Origin of the sequence: Micromonospora sp. NPDC049366 (genome assembly GCF_044466625.1) — a bacterium.
In the GTDB taxonomy this organism is placed as follows: Bacteria; Actinomycetota; Actinomycetes; order Mycobacteriales; family Micromonosporaceae; genus Micromonospora.
Genome location: NZ_JBITMV010000011.1, coordinates 133,924 through 156,230, shown reverse-complemented (window position 1 = coordinate 156,230; position 22,307 = coordinate 133,924). Strand labels below are relative to the sequence as shown.

Sequence of the window (22,307 nt, the reverse complement as noted above, 5' to 3'; positions counted from 1 at the left end):
CAACCGCCTCAGCCGAGCAGGGCCCGGACCTTCCGGGCCAGGTCGCGGGTGACGTCCGCGGTGTGCCTCGTCCGACGAGTCTCGCCGAAGGGCGAGCCCGGGCCGGTCACAGGGTGCGGGGCCCCTCCGATGACCGGAGAGGCCCCGCGATTCGCCTCGCTCAGAGGGTCAGGGTCCAGGTGTTGATGTAGCCGGTGTCACCGGCGTAGACGTCGCGCACCTGCAGACGCCAGGTGCCGTTCGCCGCCTCGCTCGACAGGTTGGCGGTGTAGGTGGTGTTGACGTTGTCGGCGCCGTCGAGGTAGCTGCTGTTCTTCAGCCGGTACGACGACCCGTCCGGGGCGACCAGGTCGATGACGAGGTCACCGCGGTAGGTGTGCACGATGTTCACCGCCACGGTCGACGACGACGAGGCGTTGCGGTTGCAGCCGGCGATCGCGATCGTGCTGGCCACCGTGGCGCCGGTGTCCGGGATCGCCACGTCGGTGCCGTTGGTGCCGGAGCAGCCGCCGCCACCCGAGCCGGTCACCGTCAGCGTGTACGTCGCCGTACGGGCGCCGGCCGCGCCGGTCCCGGTGATCGTGACCGGGTAGGTGCCGGCCGGGGTGCTCGCCGAGGTGGCGATGGTGAGGGTCGACGAGCCGCCGGAGGTCACCGTCGCCGGGCTGAACGACGCGGTCGCGCCGGCCGGCAGGCCGCTGGCGGAGAGGCTGACGGACTGGGCGGAGCCGGCGGTGGTGGCGGTGCCGACGGTGGCGGTCACCGAGCCGCCCGGCGCGGTGGAGCCGGAGGTCGGCGACACCGAGACCGAGAAGTCGTTGGCCGGCGGGGTCCCGTTGACCACGTAGAGCAGCTGGTTCGGGGTGCCGGTGCCCACGTTGGTCACCACGTTCGGCGTGGAGTTGCTGACCAGGTTGTCCCGTACCTGCTGCGGTGTCCAGGACGGGTTGGCCGAAAGCACGAGCGCCGCGGCCCCCGCGACGTGCGGGGACGCCATCGAGGTGCCGCTGATGGTGTTCGTCGCGCTGGCACTCGTGTACCACGCCGAGGTGATGTTCACGCCCGGCGCCAGGATGTCGACGCAGGTGCCGTAGTTGGAGAAGCTGGCGGCGGCGTCGTTGTTCTGGGTGGCGCCGACGGTGATCGCCGCCGGCACCCGGGCCGGAGAGTAGTTGCAGGCGTTCTGCCGGACACCGAGGGCGTTGCCGTTGCCGGCGGCCACTGCGTAGGTGATGCCGGAGTTGATCGAGTTGTTCACCGCCGTGTCGATCGAGCTGTTGGCGGACCCGCCGAGGCTCATGTTCGCCACCGCCGGCTTGACCGCGTTCGCGGTCACCCAGTCGATGCCGGCGACCACCTGGGCGTTGGTGCCGCTGCCCTGGCAGTTGAGCACCCGGACGCCGACGATCTGCACGCCCTTCGCCACACCGTACGCGGAGCCACCGACGGTGCCCGCGACGTGCGTGCCGTGACCGTTGCAGTCGTCGGCGGAGCCGCCGTCGACCGCGTCGTAACCGGAGACGGCGCGACCACCGAAGTCGTTGTGCCCGTAGAGCACGCCGGTGTCGATGATGTACGCGCGCACGTTGGACGCCGTGTTCGGGTAGGTGTAGGAGCTGTTCAGGGGCAGGTTCCGCTGGTCGATGCGGTCCAGGCCCCAGGACGGCGGGTTCGTCTGGGTGCCGGCGATCGAGACGGTGTGGTTCTGCTCGACGTACGCGACGGCGGGGTCGGCGGCGATCCGTGCGGCGGCCTTCGCGCCGACCCGGACCTCGAAGCCGCGCAGCGCCGCGCCGTAGGTGCGGGCGACCGTGCCGCCGTGCCGACCGACCAGCCGGCTGGCGTTGTCGCCGACCGCGTTGCGGCCGACGGCGGTGTCCTTGAAGACGACGATGTAGCTGTCGGCGACGGCCGTTTCCCCACCCGCCGCCCGGATGGTTCCCGTTGGTTCCGCGGCCAGCGCGGGTGTCGCGGCGGCCAGCATGCTCAGCGTGGCCACCCCGACGAGCACGGACCTGTGGGCAAGACCCATCTTGCTACCTCCCTCTCCGGCCGGCAGCCGCCCGAGGCGGGTCACGCTCAGATCGACGGCAGCCGATCTAGCCGAGAGTAGGTCAGGACGATGGCGAAGAGAAACATGTCGAATCTTTCATAACGCGGGAACGATGGCCCCTACGGGACGACGTCCGGGGCGAACAGGGGACACGCCCGGATTCACGGAGACCGAAATCGGGCAAGAGTGTCCAGCATGGAGAGCCACTTCGCCGTCGTCGTGCCGATCGCCGCCGTGTGGCTGGCCGCCGGCGTCCTCGCCGACGGACTCCCCGGGCTGGATCGCGCCTGCGCGCTACGTAGCCGCGCCGGATGGCTGCTCGTCCTGACCCTCACCGGCCTGACGTTGACCGCCGCCGTGCTGGGGGCCGGGCTGCTCAGCCCCGGCGGCGCCACGGCCGACCGGGCCGCGGCCGCGCTCGGCCTCGCCGCGCTGCCCGCGCTCGTGGCCGCGGCCTGCACCGTACGCCGGGTGCACCGGTTGTGGTCCGGCGCCGGCGCCTTCGCCACCGCACCGGACACGCCCGCGTCGCACGGCCTGCGTGCCGCCGCGGCGCACCCGCTGATCGGCCTGCCGCTGCAGGTCACCGGCCTGCTCACGGTGCCGGCGGTGATCACGGCGAGCGGCAGTGCCCTGTTCGCCGCACCGGGCGTCACCGGCCCGACGATCACCGTCGGGGCGGTCGCCGTCCTGGCCGTCGGGGTCCGGCACGCGCTGCGGCACAACCGGCTCGCCGAACGGGCCCGGCGGCCCGCGGCGGCGGAGCGTCGGCGTACGCCCGCAGCCCATCCGCGGCCGGCGGCGGGCCACCCGGAGCCGGCGGTTAGCCGCCCGATGCCGGCGGTGGCTCGCGCCGAGTCGCCGTCAACGCGTGCGGCCCGCGCCCTGCACGTATAGCAGTTCCAGGATGGCGCGGGTCGCCTCGAACCACCGGTCCAACCAGCCCGGAGGCGGCACGCTGCCCTTCGGCGGCAACTCCATCAGCAGGCCGCGCAGCAGCGGGTGGTCGACCAGCGACTCGCCCGGCTCGGTCGTCCAGCCGTGCGGCGGGAAGGACGGCTCGGTCAGCGGGTTCGGGTCCAGCGAGGGCAGCGAGAGCGGCGGGCCGGCCTGCTCGGGGGCCGGCGCGTCCCGCTCGTCCAGGTCGGAATCGGTCGAGATCACCTCGGTGAGGACGGTGTCCCGGCGCGCCCCGCGGTACTTGCCGCCGAACCGTTCCGGCTTCCCGGGACCGTTCGTGAGGTTGTCTGACCCGATCGTCGTCATCCGTCTCGCCTGCCTCGCTCGGTTGCGGATCCCTGCGGCGGGTTGTCGACCAGCGCCGTAACGACGGGTTCAACGAGGCGGGACGGATGTGGCGACGGGATTCCCGGCGGATCCTGGCCCGCACGGGCGACGACTGGCGGCGCGGCGCACGCGACTGATCCCCGTCCGGCAGATCCGGACGGGGATCGGTCCGTCAGTTGTCCACCCGGCGGCTCAGGCCGGGTCGAACGCGCCCTCCCGGGCGTGGGAGACGAACGCCCGCCAGTCGCCGGGCGCGAAGACCAGGGCCGGACCGGACTTGTCCTTCGAGTCCCGCACTCCGACCGCGCCGGTCACGTACGCCACCTCCACGCAGTTGTCACAGTTCGGTCCGCTCTTCGAGCTCTTGAACCACGTTGCCTGCGTCAGGTTCACGGAGAACCTCTTGGTCGCCATTTCCACAACGGCTCCTCTGCCAGTTTCGCGATGTGTGCGACGGACTCCTCCGGACGAATGGCCGCTGCTCGGATGTGATCGAAGATGAAGCTGTACTTCTGCAGTTCGTCGCTCTTCTCCAGGAAGAGCCCACCCGTGGCGTTCTCCGCGTACACGACATCCGGATCACCGGGCTCAGGGAAGCTGAGGATCGTGAAGGTCCCGTCCATGCCGGCGTGCGCCCCCACCTCGAACGGCAGGATCTGCAACGTCACGTTCGGCAGTTCGGCGACCTCGACCAGCCGCTTGAGCTGGCCACGCATCACCTCGTCCCCGCCCACCGGACGGCTCACCACCGCCTCATCGAGCACCACCCACAGATCGACCGGATCATCCTGTGTCAGCAACGACTGTCGACCGAGCCGGACACGGACACGTTGTGCGACCTGGTCCGGGGTGAAGTCCGGCCGGGCGGCCCGGATCATCGCGCTGGCGTACTCCTCGGTCTCCAGGAGACCGGGCACGACCTGCTGTTCGTACGCCCGGATGGAGCTGGCCGCCGCCTCGAGTCCGACGTACGCGCCGACCAGAACGGTGCTGTAGGGGTGCCACCAACCCTTCTGTCGGGCCTCCCGGGCGATCTGGACCAACTCGTCGCTCTCGGCGCCCACCACCCCGTAGATCCGGAGCATGTCCCGTACGTCGCGGGGGGTCGCCGTGGTGTGGCCGGTCTCGATGCGGGAGATCTTGGAAGCCGAGCACTCCAGCTGCTCGGCGACCACCTCGATGGTGATGCCCGCCGACTCGCGCTGCCGGCGCAGTTCCGCGCCGAGCCGCCGGCGCCGGATCGTCGGGCTGCGCCGTTCACTCACTGGGCCACCTCGGTCCCCACCGGCGGGCCCGGCCCGCTCTTCGTGCACTCGGGCACCTGCTGGGAACGCTGGCTGCTCGCCTCACCCGGCCTACCTCCGGTCGACGCGCCGATGCTCGCCGCCCGCCGCGGGCGCGACCCTCGACCGGCGGGCGTTTCGCGGCTTGGGGTGGTGCCGGTCCTCGACCGGCCGCGACGGGCGAAACCGGCCCTCAGTGTGCCGTCCGAACGCCAACGGCTACAAGCGCCGGTTTGCGGGACGCACTCATGTATCGGCAAAAGTCGACGTGCAACTTGCATCAAGCATGACTCTGGTGCACCCTGTCCGTATGGCACGGATTACTCACCGTCTCCACGCCAACCCGGCTGGTGATCATGCCGGTCGGGGCGGCTGGGCGACGGGGTGACCGGGCCTACGGCAACCAGAGCTGCACCGGGGTGAGACCCCGCCGCTGCACGCCAGTTGGCTGTGGCGGCGGGCGCGATACCCGGACGGCAGCATGGGTGATGGTCGGGTGGCGGCACGCCACCAGCGGGTACGGCCCGACCACCACCACCCGCATCACACCGGTCCGCGCGGCACGACCCCGTTCACCGGCCGAGACGTCCCCCGACCCGAATCGCCGGCACGTCCGCCGGCCGAACCTTTCAGGAGCCCATGTGCTTCCCCGCTCCGGTGACGTACTGCACGTGACTCGCGCGGCGAGCGTCCAGTTCCTCCGGCCCATCACGTTCCGCGTGATCAGGGTCCTCGACTGGCCGACCTACGACGGTTGGCTCTGGCTCGACGGCTACGAGTTGAACGCGGCGGGGGACGCGGTCAACCGGCGGTCGATCTTCGTACTGCGGGAGGGGCTGGAGCAACTGACCTCCGCCCCGGGGCCGCGCCCGCACACCGTGCGCCCGCGCCGGCCGCTCGCGCGTACGCCCGTTCGGGTGGGCTGAGCAGGCGAAACCGCTGCTGGCGGGCGTGCCGTCGCCATAGAATCGAGGCACGCCCACCCCGGCACGTTCCACCCCGCGCGTCAGGACCCCGACCCTGGGATGGTCATGGTCAATCTGCCCGCCGCGCGGCGGCACCACCGCTCACGTATCAGCTACGCCTTCGGCATCCTGGCGCTGTTCGGCGCCGCCACCACGCTCGCGCTCCTGGTCCGGGACCCCGCGCTCTCCTCCACCCAACTCCAGGAGCCGGTACCGGCACCGGAGATCACCGTGATCGGGGAGGGCGGCCCGCCCGAGCCCGAGGACGACGCCGGCTGGCACGGCAGCCCGGACGCCGCCGGCGGCATCGACGCGGGCTCGTCGAACGGCGCGGATGCCGGACCGGGCAGCGGCGTCACCACCGGAAACGGAGCCGGCTCGGGCTCCGACGCGCTCGCGGGCGACACCGCCCCGGCCGGCGGACCGCACTCGGCGGCGGACATTCGACGCTCGCTCTTCTGGTCCGGCGTCATCGGCCTGACCATCTCGTTGGTCGGGCTCGGCCTGGTCGGCACCCGACGACGAAGGTGGTGACCACGCCGGCCACGTCCGCAGATCGTGGAGACTGCCGGCTCCTCCGGGGGCACTGATCCTCCAAGATCCGCCCCGGCCCCCGACTGCCGGCCCCGAACGTCTCGGCGGTCAGGGCGTGGTGGTCGGCGTCGGGGTCGGCGTGGGCGCCTCCGACGAGGGGGACGGGTCTGCCTGGGAGATCAGGAGCAGGACCTCCTCGTCGTCGGCCACCAGCTCGCCCGGCCCGGGCTCACTGCTGATGACCACTCCCGGCGGCAGCTCGGACGGGCGGAACTGCACCCGGTGACGGATCCCCAGCTGATCGAGGAGGGACTCGGCCGCCTCCCTCGACAGCCCCGCCACCGGTGGCACGGGCGTTCCGGCCGCCTCGGTGGTGGGTGGCGCGCTGCTGGGCGGCTCACTCGTCGGCGCCTCCGACGTCGGCGGGGCACTCGTGCGGGCGGCCGTCGTCAGCGACGGCGACAGGGTGGGCTCGGGGCCGGGCCGATCATCGTCGGCACTGAGCACCAACCACACCGCGGTGCCGAGCAACGCGACCAGCAGCAGCGCCAGGATGCCCCAGAGGATCGGCAGCCACCAGCGACGGCCGCCCTGGTCCTCGGCGTACCACTCGGCGGCCGGATCCCGCTGGTCGGCCGGTCGGGGTGGCGGCACCTCGGCGCGCCCGGACCACGGCGCCGACCGCTCCGGCGGCAGCGGCGCGGTCCGATCCGCCGGCGGAGTGCGGTCCAGCGGCTGCGTGCGGTCGGACGGCTCCTCGGCCGGGCGAGGCAGGGGCCGGGTCTCGTCGCCGTCGTGGTCCCTGTTCGGTGGTTCCTGGCGCTCGTCGCTCATCGCACCGTCCTTCCCGAACCGGGCGGGCGCCCTGGCCCTCGACCGTCAACCTATCGGTCCACGCCACCATCGGTCGGTATCGCCTTGCCGACTTGTCCGGGACGGCACAGCGGCACGGTCGGGACGTTCGCCCCCGTCAGCGGGTCGATTTCGTCGTCGGCTCGTCGTCCGACGGGGCGCCGCACCAGATGTGAACCTCGTCGTTCCAGCGCGCCGTGCCTCCCCCCGGAGGGTCCTGCCGACTGACGGTGCCGTGCCGGCCGCTCGGGTAGCGCGGGTAGAAGCCCTCCTGGCCCAACGCCTCGGCCGCGTCGGCGCACTCCTCGCCGACGAGGTCCGGCACAGTGGTGGTCGGGGCCGGCCCGGTGACGTAGAGGGTCACCGTCGCCCCGCGCTTCACCTCGGCGCCGACCTCCGGCGAGGTCCGTTCGACCGTACGGCCGCTGCCGTCCCCGAATTCCAGGCGCCAGCCCAGCCGCCGTCCCTGCAGCTCGGACCGGGCCTTCACGAAGTCGAGGCCGATCACCGGCGGGACGGTCAGCCCGTTGCCGCTGGACGCGGAGGTCCGAGGAGCCGATGGGGCGCTCCGGGTGGCCGTGGGCCGGTGCGTGGGCCCGTCGCTGGGACCGCCGCTCGCGGTCGCCACCGCGAGCGGATTCTCCGGCGGTACGTCGTCCTCGCCGGCCAGCACCCAGCCACCGGTCGCACCGATGGCGGCGAGCAGCACCGCTGCCAGGCCGCCGCCCAGCACCAGGTGCAGCCGGTTCGAACCGGCCTCGCCGGCACCACCCGTGTTCCCGTCCGTCACACGCCACCGCCTCCGTCACCGGCGACCGTACCGGCCCCGGCCAAGCCGGCACCGCCGGCCGCCCAACCGCCCGTGCCACCACACACCGCCATGCCACCGCCACGGTCTGCCGAGCTTCCGCCGCCCTTGCCGGACAGCCGGTCGCCGATGGCTCGCCGCGCCGACGACGGGACGTTACGCTGCCCCGCATGGCCAGACGCGGCTGGGGAGGATCGATCGCGACCGCGATCGGCGTTGCTGCCGGCACCGGTGCCGCCCAACTGGGCTTCGGGTACGGCTTGGGCATCATCAACTGGGCGCCCACCGAGGCTGATGCGGCTCCGGCGGCCTGGGTGGCGAGCCTGGTCTGGGCCACCTGGATCGCGGCGACGTCGACCGTCCTCGGTGCGGTGTGCGCGCACCGGCTACACGAGCGGGCAACGGCCAGCGCCGACGCCCGAACCGGTCCCGCCACGACCGGCGCCGATGCTGCCCCGACCGGTCCCGCCACGGCCTCGGCCGGACCCGCTGGCACCGTCACGGCCGTCGTGGGCGGCGTCCCGGCCGGCTCCGGCGCGGCCTCCGCGGATTCCGCCGGCGTCCCGGCCGGTTCCGTCGAGAGGATCGCTGAGCAGCCCGCCGGAGGCGGGGCGCTGGCGCGGTTCGGTCTGGCCCTCGCCGCCGGCCTGGGTGCCCTGGTGACGGCCCTGCTGATCGCCGTTCCCGCCCGGGTCGCGGAGGCTCCGGACACGGCGACGCCGCAGCGGGTCGCCGCCGCGTACGCGATGATCGGCGTGGTGATCGGGGTGCTCTCCGCGTTCTGGGCGCTCCGGTCGCGGGCCGCCGCGAGCAACATCATCGCCACCGTGGCCTGGCTCTGGCTGCTCGCCGTGATCGCGGTCGTCGACGGAGTCCTCTCCGGTCGTGGTCTGACCACCGCGCAGCTCGGCATCTGGCAGATCAGCGCGGACCGGCCGGAGTTCTGGATCCGCGACTACCTCTACTGGCCGGGGGCCGTGTTGTCGCTCGGGTCCGCGCTGGTGATCAGTGTGCTGACCGCTCGGCGCGGGGCGCGGTCGGCCCGGCATCGCGTCGGCGCGACCGTCTCCGGTGGAGCCGGGCCGCTGCTCGTCGCGCTGGCGTACCTGCTGGCCGTGCCACGGCTCTCGGCGATCAGCCCGGAGCAGGTGTCGGCGCACCTCATCGCGCCGTACGCGGTGATCGGGGGCATCGGCGGCTCGGTGCTGATCGCGGCGCTCGCCCAGCGCGCCGACCGTCGGTCGACGGCCGCCACGGCGACGCGGACGCCGGTGGTCGAGGCCGCCCCGCCGCCCGCCCCGACCGAGCGGGCCGCGCCGACCGAGCCGGGGACGCCGACCGAGCTGGGCGCGTCGGGCGGCGTCGAGCCCGTGGCGTCCGGTCGGGCCAGGCGGGCCACCTCGGGACGCGCCCGGCGCCCGGTCACGACGCCCGAGGACGCCGCGACCGCGGCCGACGGCAGCGGATCCCCGAGCGGCGAGACCGTGGGCGTGACCGGGCCGCGGGTGCCGGCGCCCCGGGTCGGCGAGCAGGAGCAGCGGGAACCGGCCGGGGCGGACCAGGACGTGACCCCGACCAAGGGTGAGGGCCGGCGGACACGATCCCCACGCCGGTCGGACTGAGGACGGGTCAGTCCACCGGCCAGGTGTGCACCGGCTCGTTGCTGCGCTGCAGCTCGGCGTACCGCTGGACCATGTGGTGCAGGGCCGCGGCGCGGTCCATGCCCCGGTGGCGTTCGGCGGCCCAGACCGCCTCGGTCTGCCACACCGCGCCGTTGCGACCCGTCCGGCAGCGCTGCTCGATCACGCCGAGCAGCCGGTCCCGCTCGGCCGGCGCGACACCGAACCCGTCCAGCCCGGCGGCGGCCTTGGGCAGCAGGACGTCGAGGACGAGCTGGGTCACGGGCACGTCGCCGAGCCGGGGCCAGTGCAGGACGGCGTCCATGCCGCGCCGGGCGGCGGCGTGGAAGTTCTCCTCGGCGGAGCTGAAGGTGAGCTGACTCCAGATCGGCCGGTCCGCCTCGGCCAGCGCCCGCGCCAGGCCGAAGTAGAAGGCGGCGTTGGCCAGCATGTCGACCACGGTCGGGCCGGCCGGCAGCACACGGTTCTCGACCCGCAGGTGCGGGCGACCGTCCATGATGTCGTAGACCGGGCGGTTCCACCGGTAGACGGTGCCGTTGTGCAGCCGCAGCTCACCGAGCTGCGGCACGCCGCCGGCGTGCAGCACCTCCACCGGGTCCTCGTCCTCGCAGATCGGCAGCAGCGGCGGGAAGTAGCGGACGTTCTCCTCGAAGAGATCGAAGATCGACGTGATCCACCGCTCACCGAACCACACCCGGGGGCGTACGCCCTGGGCCTTCAGCTCGTCCGGGCGGGTGTCGGTCGCCTGCTCGAACAGGGCGATCCGGGTCTCCGCCCAGAGCTGCCGACCGTAGAGGAACGGCGAGTTCGCGCCGATCGCCACCTGGACGCCGGCGATGGCCTGGGACGCGTTCCAGTAGTCCGCGAAGCTGTCCGGCGCCACCTGGAGATGGAACTGGAGGCTGGTGCAGGCCGCCTCCGGCGCGATCGAGTCCGTGTGCGTCTGCAACCGCTCGACGCCCCGGATGTCGAGCTCGATGTCCTCGCCCCGGGCGCCGACGATCTGGTCGTTCAGCACCCGGTAGCGCTCGTTGGTGGAGAGGTTGTCGGCGACCAGGTGCCCCTCCGTGAGCGTGGGCAGGATGCCGACCAGCACGATCTTGGCGTCCGACTTGGCGGCCCGTTCGTCCGCGCGGGACAGGCTGCTGCGCAGGTCCTGCTCGTAGTCGGCGAAGCCCGCGCCCTCGATCAGCCGCGGCAACGCGTTCAGTTCCAGGTTGAACTGTCCCAGTTCGGTCTGGAAGAGCGGGTCGGCGATGTTGGCGAGGATCTCCTCATTGCGCATGGCCGGCTCGGCGGCCGAGTCGACCAGGTTCAGCTCGATCTCCAGCCCGGTCATCGGCCGGTCGGCGTCGAAGCCGAAGTCGTCCAGCATCAGGGCGAAGACGTCCAGACAGCGCCGGACCTTCTGCCGGTAGCGGACCCGGTCCTCGCGGGTGAAGGCGCCCTGCGAGACGTCCCTGCCCATGTGTCCTCCCGGCGCGAGGCGCGGTCGGGGCGGTGCCGCCCCGGACGCGCGTTGTCAGCCATCACGGTAGAAGCGCCCACCGCGCCAGGACCAGAGGCGGACTCGGGTATCCGGTGCGGAGACGGCCCCGGGCGGGACCCGGAGTGCGCTCCCGCCGGCATCTCTACCCCGCCTGACCTGCCCACCACCGTCCGAAGCGGCGAACTGGTCGTGACAATTCGCACGTACGACGACGCCGGGCCCGCGCCGACGTGCGGCGCGGGCCCGGCGTACGGGAGATCCGGTGGGATCAGGCCTGGCGGATGGCCTCGCCCTCGATCTCGATCTTGACCTTGCGGCTGACCAGCACGCCGCCCGTCTCCAGGGTGACGTTCCAGGTCAGGCCGAACTCCTCACGGTCGATCTCGGTGCTCGCGGAGAACCCGAAGATGTCCTGGCCGAAGGGGCTGCGGCCCACGCCCTCGAACTCGACCTCCAGCTCGACCGGCCGGGTGACGTCCTTGATGGTCAGCTCGCCGACGAGCACGAACTCGTTGCCGCTGTGGGACTTGACGCCGGTGCTGCGGAACTCCAGCGTCGGGTACTTCTCGACGTCGAGGAATTCGCCGCTGCGCAGGTGCCCGTCCCGGTCGGCCTGGTTGGTGTCGATGCTGGCGGCCTGCATGGTCGCGGTGACCGACGACTCCAGCGGGTTCTCGGCCACGGTGATCGTGGCGGTGGCGTCGGCGAACTGCCCACGGACCTTGCTCACCATCATGTGGCGCGCGACGAAGCCGACCCGCGCGTGCGCGGCGTCCAGCAGGTAGGTGCCGGGGGTGGGGATGGTGAGACCCTCCCAGTCGCGGGTGACCGACTCGGTGCTGCTGGTCATGGCGCTTCTCCTCCAGGGGGTGTTGAATGGCCCAACAACTGCCGCAGCAACTATAGTCAGAGCAATATTCCCCGTGTCAAGTACTGGTACGATGAACGGGTGAACAACGCGTTGGACGACCCTCGGATCACCGCCGTCGGTCTCCTCTACGAAGTGCACTCCGGGCTCTCCGCCCGGTTCGCCGCCCAGTTCGAGGAGCATGATCTTTCCGCGGTCGAGTTCGAGGTGCTGACCCGGCTGGCCCGGTCACCCGACAACCGGCTGCGAATGACCGACCTCGCGGCACAGACCTCCCTGTCCACCAGCGGCGTGACCCGCGTGGTCGACCGGATGGAGCGCGACGGCCTCCTGACGCGCAGCGCCTGTCCCACCGACCGGCGCAGCTCGTACGCGGTCGTCACCGCCGCCGGCATGCAACGGCTGGAGGACGTGCTCCCCGGGCACCTGCGCATCATCGAGGAGTGGTTCACCGGTCAGCTCGACCCGGAGGGCCTGCGGGCGCTGCTGGACGGGCTCCGGCGGGTGCGCGACGCGGTGCATCCCTGCGCGACCGCCGGCAGCGTCGGCCACCCGGAGGACCAGTCGGCCGCAGGCTGACCGCCGGCGGCCCGCTCAACCAGCGCCTGCCGGCGCCCGGACCGGCCGGCGGGTTCCGACCGGCAGAAAGACCGGCAGAACTGCCCGCGTCACTCGGACACATACCCCTACAACCGACAAAACCCCTCGTCACGGGTGGCTAGTGTGCGACGAGCGGGGATTCACCGGGGGGTGACGGCGCGGGCGAACAGCGAGGGGTAGCAACAGGGGGCTCTTCGCTCGCGCCACCCCGGCCCCGTGCCGTCACGCGCCCCACCCCGGCGCTCGGCCCCTCCTCCGGCCACTCGGCCCCGCCGTGACGCACGCTCAGTGGCTCGGGCCGCCCCGGGTCACGACCAGCGCATAGAGCAGGCCCTCCTCCTGCGGCAGCAGCCGGATCCCGTCCTCCCGGCACGCCCGGTCCAGACGGTCCAGGACCGCCGGGTCGCCGGTGCTGGCGGCCAGCCCGACCAGCGCCTCGACCACGTCCCGTCGGTCCTGCCCCTCCGCGCCCGCCTCGACGGCCGCCGCGAACCATTCCGCCGCCAACTCCCGGTCGCCCCGGTGCAGCGCGATGGTGCCCTCGATCAGCGCGCAGATCCCTTCCTCGGGATGTGCGCCTCCGCTCCACCCACCCGGATGGACGGTCTGCGGCGCGGCCCGCTGCCGGGGCACCCGGTTGTCCCGCCGAATCGGCCGCCCGACCGTCATCGGGCCGAACGCACGCAGCTCGGTCAGGACCTCGACGGCCTCCGCGGCGCGTCCGCCCTGGGCGAGCGCCATGCCGACCCGGCCGAGCACCCGACGCCGATGGCCAGGGTCGCCCAGCTCCGCGAGCACCGCCGCCGCACGGCGGCCCTGGTCGACGGCGTCGGCGTAGCGGCCCTCAAGGCGCGCCACCTCGGCCAGGTTGGCCCGCGTCAGCACCCGGAGCCGCTGCTCGCCGCACTGGGCGGAGAGCCGGTCGACCGCGGCGAGGCGACGGCGGGCGGCCGCGAGGTCGGCGGCCCGAAGCTCGTGCCAGGCGAGCTGGTTCTGCGCCACCGCCATGTCACGGATCCGCCCGTTGCGCGCGGCCAGCCGCAGCACCGACTCGGCCTGCTCCCGCGCCTCGTCCTGCTGCCCCACGCCGATCAGCAGGCCGCCGAGCACCGTACGCGCGGCCAGCTCGCCGGTCACGTCGCCCATCCGACGGAACACGTCGAGGGCAGCGCGCACGCCGCCCAACTCCTGCGCACCCGCCCCGTGCTCGGCGGCGAGCTGGGCCGCCCCGATCGACGCCCACGCCCGCAGCGGCGGGTCGGCGTCGGCCGTACGCGGGTCGGCCAGCAGCCGACGCAGCCACTGCCGCCCGGCCACGTCCCGGCCCCGGAACCGCCACCAGCGGGACAGCCCCGACGCCAACCGCAGGGCGGTCAACGGGTCGTCGTTGGCCGCGTGCGCCAGGGCGGAGCTGATGTCACTGCTCACCTCGTCGAGCCGGCGTACCGCCTCGCTCAGCCCGGCACCGACCAGATCCGGGGCGGTACGCCCCACCAGGCGGGCGATCACACCCGCGTGCCGTCGCCGGATGCAGGTCAACTCCCCGGCACCCGCCGCCTGCTCGGTGGCGAAGTCGCGAACGGCGTCCAGCAGACGGAACCGAGACCGCCCGGCGCCGCGTACGCCCAACAGGCCGAGCTCGGCGAGCCGGTCCAGCAACGGCACCGGGTCGACGGCGACCGTCCCCTCCGGATCGTCGTCCGCGGCGAGCATCTCCTCGGCCAGGTCGACCGACCAGCGGTTGCCGAACGCGGCCAGCCGGCGGAGGGCGGCCCGCTCGTGCGGGGCCAACAGCCGGTAGCTCGCCGCCACGGCGTCCCGCAGGGTGACCGCCACCGCCGGGCGGGACGGGTCCGCCCCGAGGGGCCGGTCCCACCCGTGGCGCGGTCCGGCGTCCCCGGGCGCGGCCAGGTCGAGGACGCGGTCGCCGTACCGGTCGAGCAGCTCGGTGACGTCGAGGATGCGGCCCCGGGCGGCCATCAGCTCGATGGCGAGCGGCAACCCGCCGAGCCGGCGGACCAGCGCGGCCAGGGCGGGCAGCTCGTCAGGGGCGGGCGGCTCGCGGCGTACCTGGGCGAGGCGGGCGGTGAACAGCGCGACCGCCGGCCACGCGGCCAGCGCCGCCGCCCCGGACCGGTCGGCTTCCGGCGGGGGCACCTCCAGCGGTACGACCGGCCAGACCCGCTCGCCGGGCAGGCCGACCGGATGCCGGCCGGTGACCAGCACCCGCAGCGACGGCACCGCGGCGACCAGTCGGTGCACCGCCTCGGCGACCGGGTCGGCGGCGCGCTCGGCGGCGTCGACCAGGAGCAGCGCCGGGCGGCCGGCGACCCGGGCGGCCAGCTCCGAGACGCGGGCCGCGCCGTGGACGGCCACCGAGGCGGCGAGCACGTCCGGCCCGTCCGACCCCTCGCCGACCAGGACACCCGCCACGCCGCCGGGGTGGTTGCCGGCGACCGCGTGCGCGACGGTCAGGGCCAGCGCGGTCTTGCCGACCCCGGCCAGCCCGACCAGGCTCACCAGCCGGGGGCCCGTCTCGTCGCTGAGCATGTCCACGAGTTCGGCCACGTCACGGTCCCGCCCGATCAGCTCGACGGGCGGCGGCAGCGCGATGGGTGCGCCGGCCGGGACCGGCTCACCGTCGTCGGCCGGGGCGGACGGCACGTCGGCGGCGGGGCCCCGGGTGCCGGTGACGAGCGCCGCCCGAGCGGCCGCGACGAAGGCCGCCCGGGTCGCGCCGTCGAGGTCGAGGGCGTCGGCCAGCAGGTCGACCGTCGTCCGCTGTGGTCGGGAGGAGTGGCCCCGCTCCAGGTCACGCACCGTCCGTACACCGATGCCGGCGCGGGACGCCAGCTCGGCCTGGGTCAGCCCGGCCGCCAGCCGGTGCCCACGCAGCAGGTCCGGGAGACCGGCACGACCGCTCTGAGCGGTCGATCGATCGTTCGCCGGAGTCATGGAGTGGAAGATTACGGACCGGCCCGGATCTCCGGCAGTCGAGCGTCGGGCTGCCGACGCGCCGGTGCCGATATCCGACAACGGCCGCGCCGGCCCGCCGGAGCCGGGCCCCGCCTCGGGGCGGTCGCCGGGCGGCGTCAGAGCCCGAGGTCGCGGGCGATGATCATTCGCTGGACCTCGCTGGTGCCCTCACCGATCTCCAGGATCTTGGAGTCCCGCCAGAACCGGGCGACCGGGTACTCGTTCATGAAGCCGTAGCCGCCGTGGATCTGGGTGGCCTCGCGCGCGTTGTCCACGGCGATCGTGCTCGCGTGCAGCTTGGCGATGGCCGCCTGCCGCTTGAAGGGCTCGCCGGCGAGCATCCGCGCGGCGGCGTCGTAGTAGGCGAGCCGGGCCGTGTGCGCCTTCGCCTCCATGTCCGCGATCTTGAACTGGATCGCCTGGTAGCTGCCGATCGACTGGCCGAAGGCCTGCCGCTCCTTCGCGTACGTCAGTGACTCGTCCACGCAGCCCTGAGCGAGGCCGACCGCCAGTGCGGCGATGGCGATGCGCCCCTCGTCGAGGATGCGCAGGAACTGGGCGAAGCCCCGGCCCCGCTCGCCGAGCAGGTTCCCGGCCGGCACCCGGCAGTCGTCGAAGGTCAGCTCGTGCGTGTCCGACGCGGACCAGCCGACCTTGGAGTAGCCGGGCGCGACGGTGAAGCCGGGGGTGCCGTTGGGGACGATGATCGTGGACAGCTCCTTGCTGCCGTCCGCGCGGACCCCGGTCACCGCGGTGACCGTCACCAGGGCGGTGATGTCGGTGCCCGAGTTGGTGATGAACGCCTTGGAGCCGTTGATCACCCACTCGTCGCCGTCCAGCACGGCGCGGGTCTGGGTGCCACCGGCGTCGGAGCCGGTGCCCGGCTCGGTGAGCCCGAAGCCGGCCAGGGCCTCACCGCTGAGCAGCTTCGGCAGCCACTGCGCCTTCTGCTCGGCCGTGCCGAAGCGGTAGATCGGCATGGCGCCGAGCGAGACGGCGGCCTCCAGCGTGATGGCCACGCTCGAGTCGACCCGGGCCAACTCCTCCAGGGCCAGGCAGAGCGCGAAGTAGTCGCCACCCATGCCGCCGTGCTCCTCGGGGAAGGGGAGCCCGAACAGGCCCATCTTGCCCATCTGCCGGATCACCTCGTACGGGAAGGTGTGCCTCTCGTAGTGCTCGGCGATGACCGGAGCGACCACCTCGCGGGCGAAGTCCCGCACGCTCTCCCGCAGCGCCTCTTGCTCCTCGGTGAGCCGGAAGTCCATGGGTTCCTCCTGTGGGACGGGCCCGCCGAGCGCTCGTGACGCCGGCCGGGACGGGTCGGTGCGGGTCAGACCGGGGTGACGCCGTGCCGCCGCCGCGAGAAGTGCCGTTCCTTGCCGCGCGCGGCCCTGAACCGGCGGACGAGTTCGTCCCGCAGGTCGTGCGGTTCAACGATCGCGTCGACGACCAGTTCGCTGGCGAGCCGGACGATGTCGATGTCGCGCTCGTACTCCTCACGCTTGGCGGCGACGAACGCGGCGCGCTCGACCTCGTCCTCGATCGCGGCGATCTTGTTGGCGTAGACGGCGTTCACCGCGGCCTCCGCGCCCATCACCGCGATCTTGGCGGTGGGCAGCGCGATGGTGGCGTCCGGCTCGAAGCCCGGCCCGGCCATCGCGTAGAGGCCGGCGCCGTACGCCTTGCGGACCACGACGCAGATCTTCGGCACGGTGGCCTCGGAGATCGCGGTGATCATCTTGGCGCCGTGCCGGATGATGCCCTGCTTCTCCACCGCGCTGCCGACCATGAACCCGGGCACGTCGCTCAGGAAGAGCAGCGGCACGTTGAACGCGTCGCAGAGCTGGACGAACCGGGTCGCCTTGTCGGCGGAGTCGACGAAGAGCACGCCGCCCTTGAACATCGAGTTGTTGCCGACCACGCCGACGACCTCGCCGTTCAGCCGGCCGAAGCCGATCGTCAGCTCCTTGGCCCACAGTGCCTGGATCTCGAAGAAGGAGCCCTCGTCGAGCAGGCCCTTGACGTACCGCCGCATGTCGAACGCCTGCCGCTCGCTCGCCGGCACCAGCGCGGCGAGGTCGGCCTTCTCCGGCGCGGGCGTGGCCTCGACGGCCGGCGGCTCCTGCGTCCAGTTGGCCGGCAGGTAGGACAGGTAGCGCTTCACCACGTCCAGGGCCTCGGCCTCGGTCTTGCAGAGGAAGTGCCCGACACCGGACTCGGCGCAGTGAACCTTGGCGCCACCCATCGCTTCGAGGGTGGTCTTCTCGCCGGTGACCATCTCGACCATCCGGTCGGAGCCGAGATACATGCTGGCGTTGCCGTCGACCATGGCGACCACGTCGCAGAACGCCGGGATGTACGCCCCGCCCGCCGCGCTCGGGCCGAACAGCGCGCAGACCTGCGGGATCGAACCGGACGCGCGGACCTGGTTCCAGAAGATCTTTCCGGCACCCCGGCGGCCGGGGAAGAGCTCGACCTGGTCGGTGATCCGGGCGCCGGCCGAGTCGACCAGGTAGACCATCGGCACGCCGGTCGTGTAGGCCCGCTCGATGACGCGGATGATCTTCTCGACGGTGCGCGCGCCCCAACTGCCCGCCTTGACGGTCGAGTCGTTCGCCATCAGGCACACCTGGCGGCCGTCGATGGTGGCGGTGCCGGTGACCACGCCGTCGGCGGGCAGGCCCTCGGCCAGCGCGTTGGCGTAGAGGCCGTCCTCGACGAAGCTGCCCTCGTCGACCAGGAGCGCGACCCGCTCCCGCGCGAACAGCTTGCCCTTGGCGGCGTTCGCCGCGTGGTACTTGTCCGCCCCGCCGGCCCGGGCCCGCTTGCGCAGCTGCTCCAGTGCCTCACCGTCGAGCGTCACGCCGACTCCCTCGCCGTACCGACCTGAACGATCGTTAGGCTATCGCATTTCGGCGACGTCGGACCACCCGGAGGCCGCACCCCGCGCGCGACCACCGACTCGACTCAAGACATTGAAATTAATAGATGTATATGCCTAGGCTCCTGACACCCCATCCGAATGGAGTCAGAGATGACCTCTCGCATCAAACGGTTCGCCGCCGCGTCGATCACGACGGCGGTCGCCACCCTCGGCGTCACGGTCGCCAACCCGTCGCCCGCCGCCGCCGCCATGACGATCTGCTACAACACCAGCCAGGCGCCCAGCTACGCCAGCATCGCCAACCAGGCCGCCTCGATCTGGAACAACGCCACCTCGAACCTGACGCTCACCGCCAACTGCGGCAGCAACCTGCGGATCTACCAGATCACCGGCGGCGGCTCGTACGCCGTGCGGACCAGCCTCGGCAACGGTCGCGTCTACATCGACACCCAGCAGGCCCAGCAGTACAGCCCGCTGCGGATCATGACCCACGAGATCGGGCACATCCTCGGCCTGCCGGACAACTACAACGGGAACTGCGCGATCCTGATGTCCGGCGGCAGCGCCGGCACCAGCTGCACCAACCCCTACCCGAGCAGCACCGAGGCGAACCGGGTCACCAACCTCTTCGCCGGCACCCGCAGCAGCGCCGCCGAGCGCGCCGCCGACGCCGGGACCATGATCTTCCAGGACAGCTGGCCGGCCGCGCCGGCGACGGTGGGCTGACGTCCCGTCCCGACCAGAGACGCCGGAGGGGCTGGCACCCGAGCCGCCCCTCCGGCGTCGCCGTCGGTCACGCCGGGCCCGACCCCTGCGGCGTCGCCGTCGGTCACCCGGGGCCGGCTCTTCGACGATCCGGCCGCTGTTACGCGGCGGTGAGGCGGGTGCGGGGGCCTGCGCGCAGCACACCGGACGGGAGCTGCCGGCCGACCAGCCGCTCGGCCAGCTCCGCCGCCTCGACGAGCGCGTCCAGGTCGATGCCGGTGTCGATGCCCATGTCGTGCAGCATGTGCACCGCCTCCTCGGTGGCCAGGTTGCCGCTCGCGCCCGGCGCGTACGGGCAGCCGCCGAGGCCGCCGACGCTCGCGTCGAACTCCGTCACCCCGAGCTCCAAGGCGGTGAGCAGGTTGGCCAGGGCGGTGCCCCGGGTGTTGTGGAAGTGCAGGAGCACCGGGACGTGGGCGTTGCGGTCACGTACCGCGGTCAGCAGGTCGCGGACCCGCCGGGGCGTACCCATGCCGGTGGTGTCGCCGAACGCCACCCGGTCCGCGCCGTCGCGGACGACGCGGTCGACGATGCCGGCGACCCGCTGCGGGTCGATGTCCCCCTCGTAGGGGCAGCCGAAGCTGGTCGCCACGATCACCTCGGCCCGGGCGCCCGCGCCGTGCAGCAGGTCGATCAGCTCGGCGATGTCGTCCAATGACTCCTCGGTGGACCGGTTGACGTTGCGCCGGTTGTGCATGTCGCTCGCCGAGACGACCACCTCGATCTCGGTGAACCCGGCGGCCAGGGCGCGCTGCGCCCCGCGCGTGTTCGGCACCAGCGCCGAGTAGCGCACGCCGTCGGCCCTGCGCGCGCGCTGCCACACCTCGTCCGCGTCGGCCATCTGCGGGATCGCCTTCGGGTGGACGAACGACACCGCCTCGATCCGCTGCACGCCGGTGCCGGAGAGCGCGTCGAGCAGTTGCACCTTGGCGTCGGTCGGGATCGGATCCTCGTTCTGCAGGCCGTCGCGGGGCCCGACCTCACGGATCGACACGGAGTTCGGCAGGCTCGTCATAAGGGGTCACCTCACTGTGACGCGGTGCTGGTCCTCGGTGCCCCCAGCATGTCACCCCCACCCGCCCCTCGGTCTCGCGTGATCATGAAGTTGTTGCCGCGACACGCCGATCCGGACGGCAACAACTTCGTGATCAGCGCGGAGGGGGGTCAACGGAGGCGGGTGACTATGGCGGTGTCGTAGTCGCCGCTGAGGAACTCGGGGTTCTCCAGCAGCTCGGCGAAGAAGGGCAGGTTGCACTTCGGGCCGGTGACCTCGAAGGCCGCCACCGCCGCCTTCGCCCGCTCGATCGCCTCGGCCCGGTCCGCGCCGCTGACGATCAACTTCGCCATCAGGCTGTCGTAGAACGGGGTGACCGTGTTGCCCGCGACGTACCCGGAATCGACCCGGACCCCCGCGCCGACCGGCTCGTTCCACACGCTGATCACACCCGGGCCGGGCAGGAAGCGCTTCGGGTCCTCGGCGTTCACACGCAGTTCGATGGCGTGACCGCGCGGGGCGAGGGCGTCCGGGTCGAACGTCGGGGCGAGACCCGACGCCACCCGCAGCTGCTCCTCCACCAGGTCCAGGCCGTAGACCAGCTCGGTCACCGGGTGCTCCACCTGCAGCCGGGTGTTCATCTCCAGGAAGAAGAACTCGTTCGTGCCCGGGTCGAACAGGCACTCGACCGTGCCCGCGTTGCGGTAGCCGACCGCCTCGCCGGCGCGTACCGCCGCCGCCAGGAACCGCTCCCGCAGCTCCGGCGTGAGCGCCGGGGACGGCGACTCCTCGACGAGCTTCTGGTTGCGCCGCTGCACCGAGCACTCCCGCTCGCCGAGCGCCACGACCCGCCCGTCGGCGAGGCCGAGGATCTGCACCTCGACGTGGCGTACCCGGGGGAAGTAACGCTCGATCAGCACGGACCCGTCACCGAACATCCGCTCGGCGAACGCGCGCACCTTGTCGTACTCGGTGCTCAGCGCGGCCTCGTCGACCGCCACGCCCATGCCCATGCCGCCACCGCCGGCCGCGGCCTTGACCATGACCGGGTAGCCGATCTCCGCCGCCGCAGCGACCGCGGCCGCCAGGTCGGCCGCCGGCTCGGTGGTGCCGGGCGCGACCGGGACACCGGCCGCCGCCATGAGATTCCGGGCATTGATCTTGTCGCCCATCGCGTCGATCGCGTCGGCGCCGGGTCCGACCCAGATCAGGCCGCTCGATTCGACCGTACGGGCGAAGTCCGCGTTCTCCGACAGGAACCCGTAGCCGGGGTGGATCGCCTGCGCACCGGTGGCCTTGGCGGCGGCGAGGATCGCCTCGGTGTTGCGGTAGCTCTGCGCCGGGTTGGCCGGGCCCACGCAGACCGCCTCGTCGGCCTCGGTGACGAAGGGCAGGTCGGCGTCGGCCTCGGAGTGCACCGCGATGGCGCGGACGCCGAGCCGCCTGGCGGTCCGGATGATCCGGCGGGCGATCTCGCCCCGGTTGGCCACCAGCAGTGAATCGATCATGGTTCCTCCCCAGTGTCCAGATGTCGGGACGCCTGTCAGGAAACCATGCCACCCCCACCCCCCACGAGCACCCTCACCCGGACCCTCCCCGGCCCCGGTCGGGCCGGCGAGGGGTGGGGGTCAGGCCAGGAGGGCGGCCAGGGTGGCGCCGCGCAGCAGTTCGGCGCGGCGGCGGCGGTCGACCTCGCCGCCGAGGAACGGCGTCGAGTTCATGAGACCGAACGCGGCGTGGGCCAGCACCCGCGCCTCGCCGGCCGACATGCCGGGATGCAGGGCGGTGAGCACGGTGACCCACTCCTCGACGTACATCCGCTGGAGCCGGCGGATGCGACGGCGCGGCTCGTCGGGGAGCCGGTCCAGCTCGTGCAGGTGCAGGGCGATGACCGCCGGGTTGGCCAGGGCGAAGTCGACGTGGAAGTCGATCAGCGACTCCAACGCGCCCCGGGGGTCGTCGGGGTGGCCGGCGGCCCGCTCCCGGCCGCCGGCGAGCAGTCCCTCGCTCACCGGGACGAGCGCGGCGACCAGCATCGCCTCCTTGCCGGCGAAGTGGTGGTAGAGCGCCGGCCCGGTGACGCCGGCGGCCGCACCGATGTCGTCCATGGAGACGCCGTGGTAGCCGCGGGCCGCGAAGAGACCGACCGCGATCTCCAGGATCTCGTCCTTGCGGGAGCGGCGACGACCCGCGCCCGCCGCGCCCCGTGCCTGCTGCTCCACGCTCACCGGGCAAGCGTAGACCTGTGGCAGCGCGAGGTGGAGGCGTGGTTACCGGGCGGTTGATCACACTTCACCGGGGCGGGCACG

The 22,307-nt window shown here is 72.8% G+C and carries 20 protein-coding genes; 6 read left to right on the top strand and 14 right to left on the bottom strand.

Annotated features, from left to right (window positions below; translation table 11 throughout):
- Positions 1-160: 160 nt before the first annotated feature.
- On the bottom strand, positions 161-2,032 hold the full coding sequence (locus ACIBTV_RS17575) for a S8 family peptidase (protein WP_396706023.1): 1,872 nt from the start codon (positions 2,030-2,032) through the stop codon (positions 161-163).
- A gap of 216 nt (positions 2,033-2,248) precedes the next feature.
- Between ACIBTV_RS17575 and ACIBTV_RS17570 the strand changes: the two genes are divergently transcribed.
- Positions 2,249-2,950: a hypothetical protein gene (locus ACIBTV_RS17570; protein WP_396706022.1), complete on the top strand. Its 702-nt coding sequence runs from the start codon at positions 2,249-2,251 to the stop codon at positions 2,948-2,950.
- Here ACIBTV_RS17570 and ACIBTV_RS17565 read toward each other — a convergent pair.
- The 3 genes from ACIBTV_RS17565 to ACIBTV_RS17555 all read right to left on the bottom strand — a co-directional run bounded on the left by ACIBTV_RS17565 (position 2,918) and on the right by ACIBTV_RS17555 (position 4,605).
- On the bottom strand, positions 2,918-3,319 hold the full coding sequence (locus tag ACIBTV_RS17565; protein ID WP_396706020.1) for a hypothetical protein: 402 nt from the start codon (positions 3,317-3,319) through the stop codon (positions 2,918-2,920). The two genes, ACIBTV_RS17570 and ACIBTV_RS17565, sit on opposite strands and share 33 nt — an antisense overlap.
- A gap of 213 nt (positions 3,320-3,532) precedes the next feature.
- Complete coding sequence (locus ACIBTV_RS17560; RefSeq protein WP_396706018.1) at positions 3,533-3,754, bottom strand: DUF397 domain-containing protein; 222 nt, start codon at positions 3,752-3,754, stop codon at positions 3,533-3,535.
- The gene (locus ACIBTV_RS17555; protein WP_091593710.1) at positions 3,730-4,605 is read right to left on the bottom strand and encodes a helix-turn-helix transcriptional regulator; all 876 of its coding nucleotides are present in this window, start codon (positions 4,603-4,605) and stop codon (positions 3,730-3,732) included. The genes ACIBTV_RS17560 and ACIBTV_RS17555 overlap by 25 nt, the downstream gene beginning before the upstream one ends.
- A 659-nt stretch (positions 4,606-5,264) precedes the next feature.
- On the opposite strand from ACIBTV_RS17555, the gene ACIBTV_RS17550 reads away from it, so the two are divergent.
- Positions 5,265-5,549, top strand: a complete 285-nt coding sequence (locus ACIBTV_RS17550; protein ID WP_396706017.1) for a hypothetical protein — start codon at positions 5,265-5,267, stop codon at positions 5,547-5,549.
- A gap of 99 nt (positions 5,550-5,648) precedes the next feature.
- On the top strand, positions 5,649-6,122 hold the full coding sequence (locus ACIBTV_RS17545) for a hypothetical protein (protein ID WP_396706016.1): 474 nt from the start codon (positions 5,649-5,651) through the stop codon (positions 6,120-6,122).
- Between the two features lie 108 nt (positions 6,123-6,230).
- Here the strand turns inward: ACIBTV_RS17545 and ACIBTV_RS17540 are convergent, their stop codons facing one another.
- Together ACIBTV_RS17540 and ACIBTV_RS17535 are read right to left on the bottom strand one after the other, a co-directional pair.
- Positions 6,231-6,956 (bottom strand): PASTA domain-containing protein, encoded by a 726-nt coding sequence (locus ACIBTV_RS17540; protein WP_396706014.1) that lies wholly within the window; start codon positions 6,954-6,956, stop codon positions 6,231-6,233.
- Positions 6,957-7,092: 136 nt separating this feature from the next.
- A complete protein-coding gene (locus ACIBTV_RS17535; RefSeq protein ID WP_396706012.1) occupies positions 7,093-7,764 on the bottom strand; it encodes a PASTA domain-containing protein in 672 nt (223 codons plus the stop codon).
- Between the two features lie 188 nt (positions 7,765-7,952).
- Here ACIBTV_RS17535 and ACIBTV_RS17530 point away from each other — a divergent pair, with 188 nt between their 5' ends.
- Positions 7,953-9,404 carry a hypothetical protein gene (locus tag ACIBTV_RS17530; RefSeq protein ID WP_396706010.1) on the top strand — a complete coding sequence of 484 codons (1,452 nt, stop codon included), beginning with the start codon at positions 7,953-7,955 and terminating at the stop codon, positions 9,402-9,404.
- 7 nt (positions 9,405-9,411) lie between these two features.
- On the opposite strand, the gene ACIBTV_RS17525 is transcribed toward ACIBTV_RS17530, so the two are convergent.
- Together ACIBTV_RS17525 and ACIBTV_RS17520 are read right to left on the bottom strand one after the other, a co-directional pair.
- On the bottom strand, positions 9,412-10,890 hold the full coding sequence (locus ACIBTV_RS17525) for a glutamate--cysteine ligase (protein WP_396706008.1): 1,479 nt from the start codon (positions 10,888-10,890) through the stop codon (positions 9,412-9,414).
- 289 nt (positions 10,891-11,179) lie between these two features.
- On the bottom strand, positions 11,180-11,761 hold the full coding sequence (locus ACIBTV_RS17520) for a YceI family protein (protein WP_396706006.1): 582 nt from the start codon (positions 11,759-11,761) through the stop codon (positions 11,180-11,182).
- A gap of 99 nt (positions 11,762-11,860) precedes the next feature.
- Between ACIBTV_RS17520 and ACIBTV_RS17515 the strand changes: the two genes are divergently transcribed.
- The gene (locus tag ACIBTV_RS17515) at positions 11,861-12,358 is read left to right on the top strand and encodes a MarR family winged helix-turn-helix transcriptional regulator (RefSeq protein ID WP_396706005.1); all 498 of its coding nucleotides are present in this window, start codon (positions 11,861-11,863) and stop codon (positions 12,356-12,358) included.
- Positions 12,359-12,664: 306 nt separating this feature from the next.
- Here ACIBTV_RS17515 and ACIBTV_RS17510 read toward each other — a convergent pair whose 3' ends face one another.
- The 3 genes from ACIBTV_RS17510 to ACIBTV_RS17500 all read right to left on the bottom strand — a co-directional run bounded on the left by ACIBTV_RS17510 (position 12,665) and on the right by ACIBTV_RS17500 (position 18,218).
- Complete coding sequence (locus ACIBTV_RS17510; RefSeq protein WP_396706003.1) at positions 12,665-15,334, bottom strand: ATP-binding protein; 2,670 nt, start codon at positions 15,332-15,334, stop codon at positions 12,665-12,667.
- A gap of 137 nt (positions 15,335-15,471) precedes the next feature.
- Positions 15,472-16,620: an acyl-CoA dehydrogenase family protein gene (locus ACIBTV_RS17505; protein WP_396706001.1), complete on the bottom strand. Its 1,149-nt coding sequence runs from the start codon at positions 16,618-16,620 to the stop codon at positions 15,472-15,474.
- Between the two features lie 65 nt (positions 16,621-16,685).
- Complete coding sequence (locus tag ACIBTV_RS17500; RefSeq protein WP_396705999.1) at positions 16,686-18,218, bottom strand: acyl-CoA carboxylase subunit beta; 1,533 nt, start codon at positions 18,216-18,218, stop codon at positions 16,686-16,688.
- Between the two features lie 171 nt (positions 18,219-18,389).
- On the opposite strand from ACIBTV_RS17500, the gene ACIBTV_RS17495 reads away from it, so the two are divergent.
- Positions 18,390-18,965: a snapalysin family zinc-dependent metalloprotease gene (locus ACIBTV_RS17495; protein WP_396705997.1), complete on the top strand. Its 576-nt coding sequence runs from the start codon at positions 18,390-18,392 to the stop codon at positions 18,963-18,965.
- A gap of 139 nt (positions 18,966-19,104) precedes the next feature.
- On the opposite strand, the gene ACIBTV_RS17490 is transcribed toward ACIBTV_RS17495, so the two are convergent.
- The 3 genes from ACIBTV_RS17490 to ACIBTV_RS17480 all read right to left on the bottom strand — a co-directional run bounded on the left by ACIBTV_RS17490 (position 19,105) and on the right by ACIBTV_RS17480 (position 22,226).
- Complete coding sequence (locus tag ACIBTV_RS17490) at positions 19,105-20,019, bottom strand: hydroxymethylglutaryl-CoA lyase (protein WP_396705995.1); 915 nt, start codon at positions 20,017-20,019, stop codon at positions 19,105-19,107.
- 149 nt (positions 20,020-20,168) lie between these two features.
- Positions 20,169-21,506: an acetyl/propionyl/methylcrotonyl-CoA carboxylase subunit alpha gene (locus tag ACIBTV_RS17485; RefSeq protein ID WP_396705993.1), complete on the bottom strand. Its 1,338-nt coding sequence runs from the start codon at positions 21,504-21,506 to the stop codon at positions 20,169-20,171.
- Positions 21,507-21,626: 120 nt separating this feature from the next.
- Entirely contained in the window at positions 21,627-22,226 is a 600-nt protein-coding gene (locus ACIBTV_RS17480) for a TetR/AcrR family transcriptional regulator (protein WP_396705991.1), read from the bottom strand.
- Between the last annotated feature and the right edge of the window lie 81 nt (positions 22,227-22,307).

Coding starts and splice junctions, on each gene's coding strand:
- ACIBTV_RS17570 (WP_396706022.1), top strand. CDS start 2,249: ATGGAGAGCCACTTCGCCGTCGTCGTGCCGATCGCCGCCGTGTGGCTG.
- ACIBTV_RS17485 (WP_396705993.1), bottom strand. CDS start 21,506: ATGATCGATTCACTGCTGGTGGCCAACCGGGGCGAGATCGCCCGCCGG.
- ACIBTV_RS17520 (WP_396706006.1), bottom strand. CDS start 11,761: ATGACCAGCAGCACCGAGTCGGTCACCCGCGACTGGGAGGGTCTCACC.
- ACIBTV_RS17575 (WP_396706023.1), bottom strand. CDS start 2,032: ATGGGTCTTGCCCACAGGTCCGTGCTCGTCGGGGTGGCCACGCTGAGC.
- ACIBTV_RS17510 (WP_396706003.1), bottom strand. CDS start 15,334: ATGACTCCGGCGAACGATCGATCGACCGCTCAGAGCGGTCGTGCCGGT.
- ACIBTV_RS17545 (WP_396706016.1), top strand. CDS start 5,649: ATGGTCATGGTCAATCTGCCCGCCGCGCGGCGGCACCACCGCTCACGT.
- ACIBTV_RS17495 (WP_396705997.1), top strand. CDS start 18,390: ATGACCTCTCGCATCAAACGGTTCGCCGCCGCGTCGATCACGACGGCG.
- ACIBTV_RS17540 (WP_396706014.1), bottom strand. CDS start 6,956: ATGAGCGACGAGCGCCAGGAACCACCGAACAGGGACCACGACGGCGAC.
- ACIBTV_RS17565 (WP_396706020.1), bottom strand. CDS start 3,319: ATGACGACGATCGGGTCAGACAACCTCACGAACGGTCCCGGGAAGCCG.
- ACIBTV_RS17560 (WP_396706018.1), bottom strand. CDS start 3,754: ATGGCGACCAAGAGGTTCTCCGTGAACCTGACGCAGGCAACGTGGTTC.
- ACIBTV_RS17530 (WP_396706010.1), top strand. CDS start 7,953: ATGGCCAGACGCGGCTGGGGAGGATCGATCGCGACCGCGATCGGCGTT.
- ACIBTV_RS17490 (WP_396705995.1), bottom strand. CDS start 20,019: ATGACGAGCCTGCCGAACTCCGTGTCGATCCGTGAGGTCGGGCCCCGC.
- ACIBTV_RS17525 (WP_396706008.1), bottom strand. CDS start 10,890: ATGGGCAGGGACGTCTCGCAGGGCGCCTTCACCCGCGAGGACCGGGTC.
- ACIBTV_RS17505 (WP_396706001.1), bottom strand. CDS start 16,620: ATGGACTTCCGGCTCACCGAGGAGCAAGAGGCGCTGCGGGAGAGCGTG.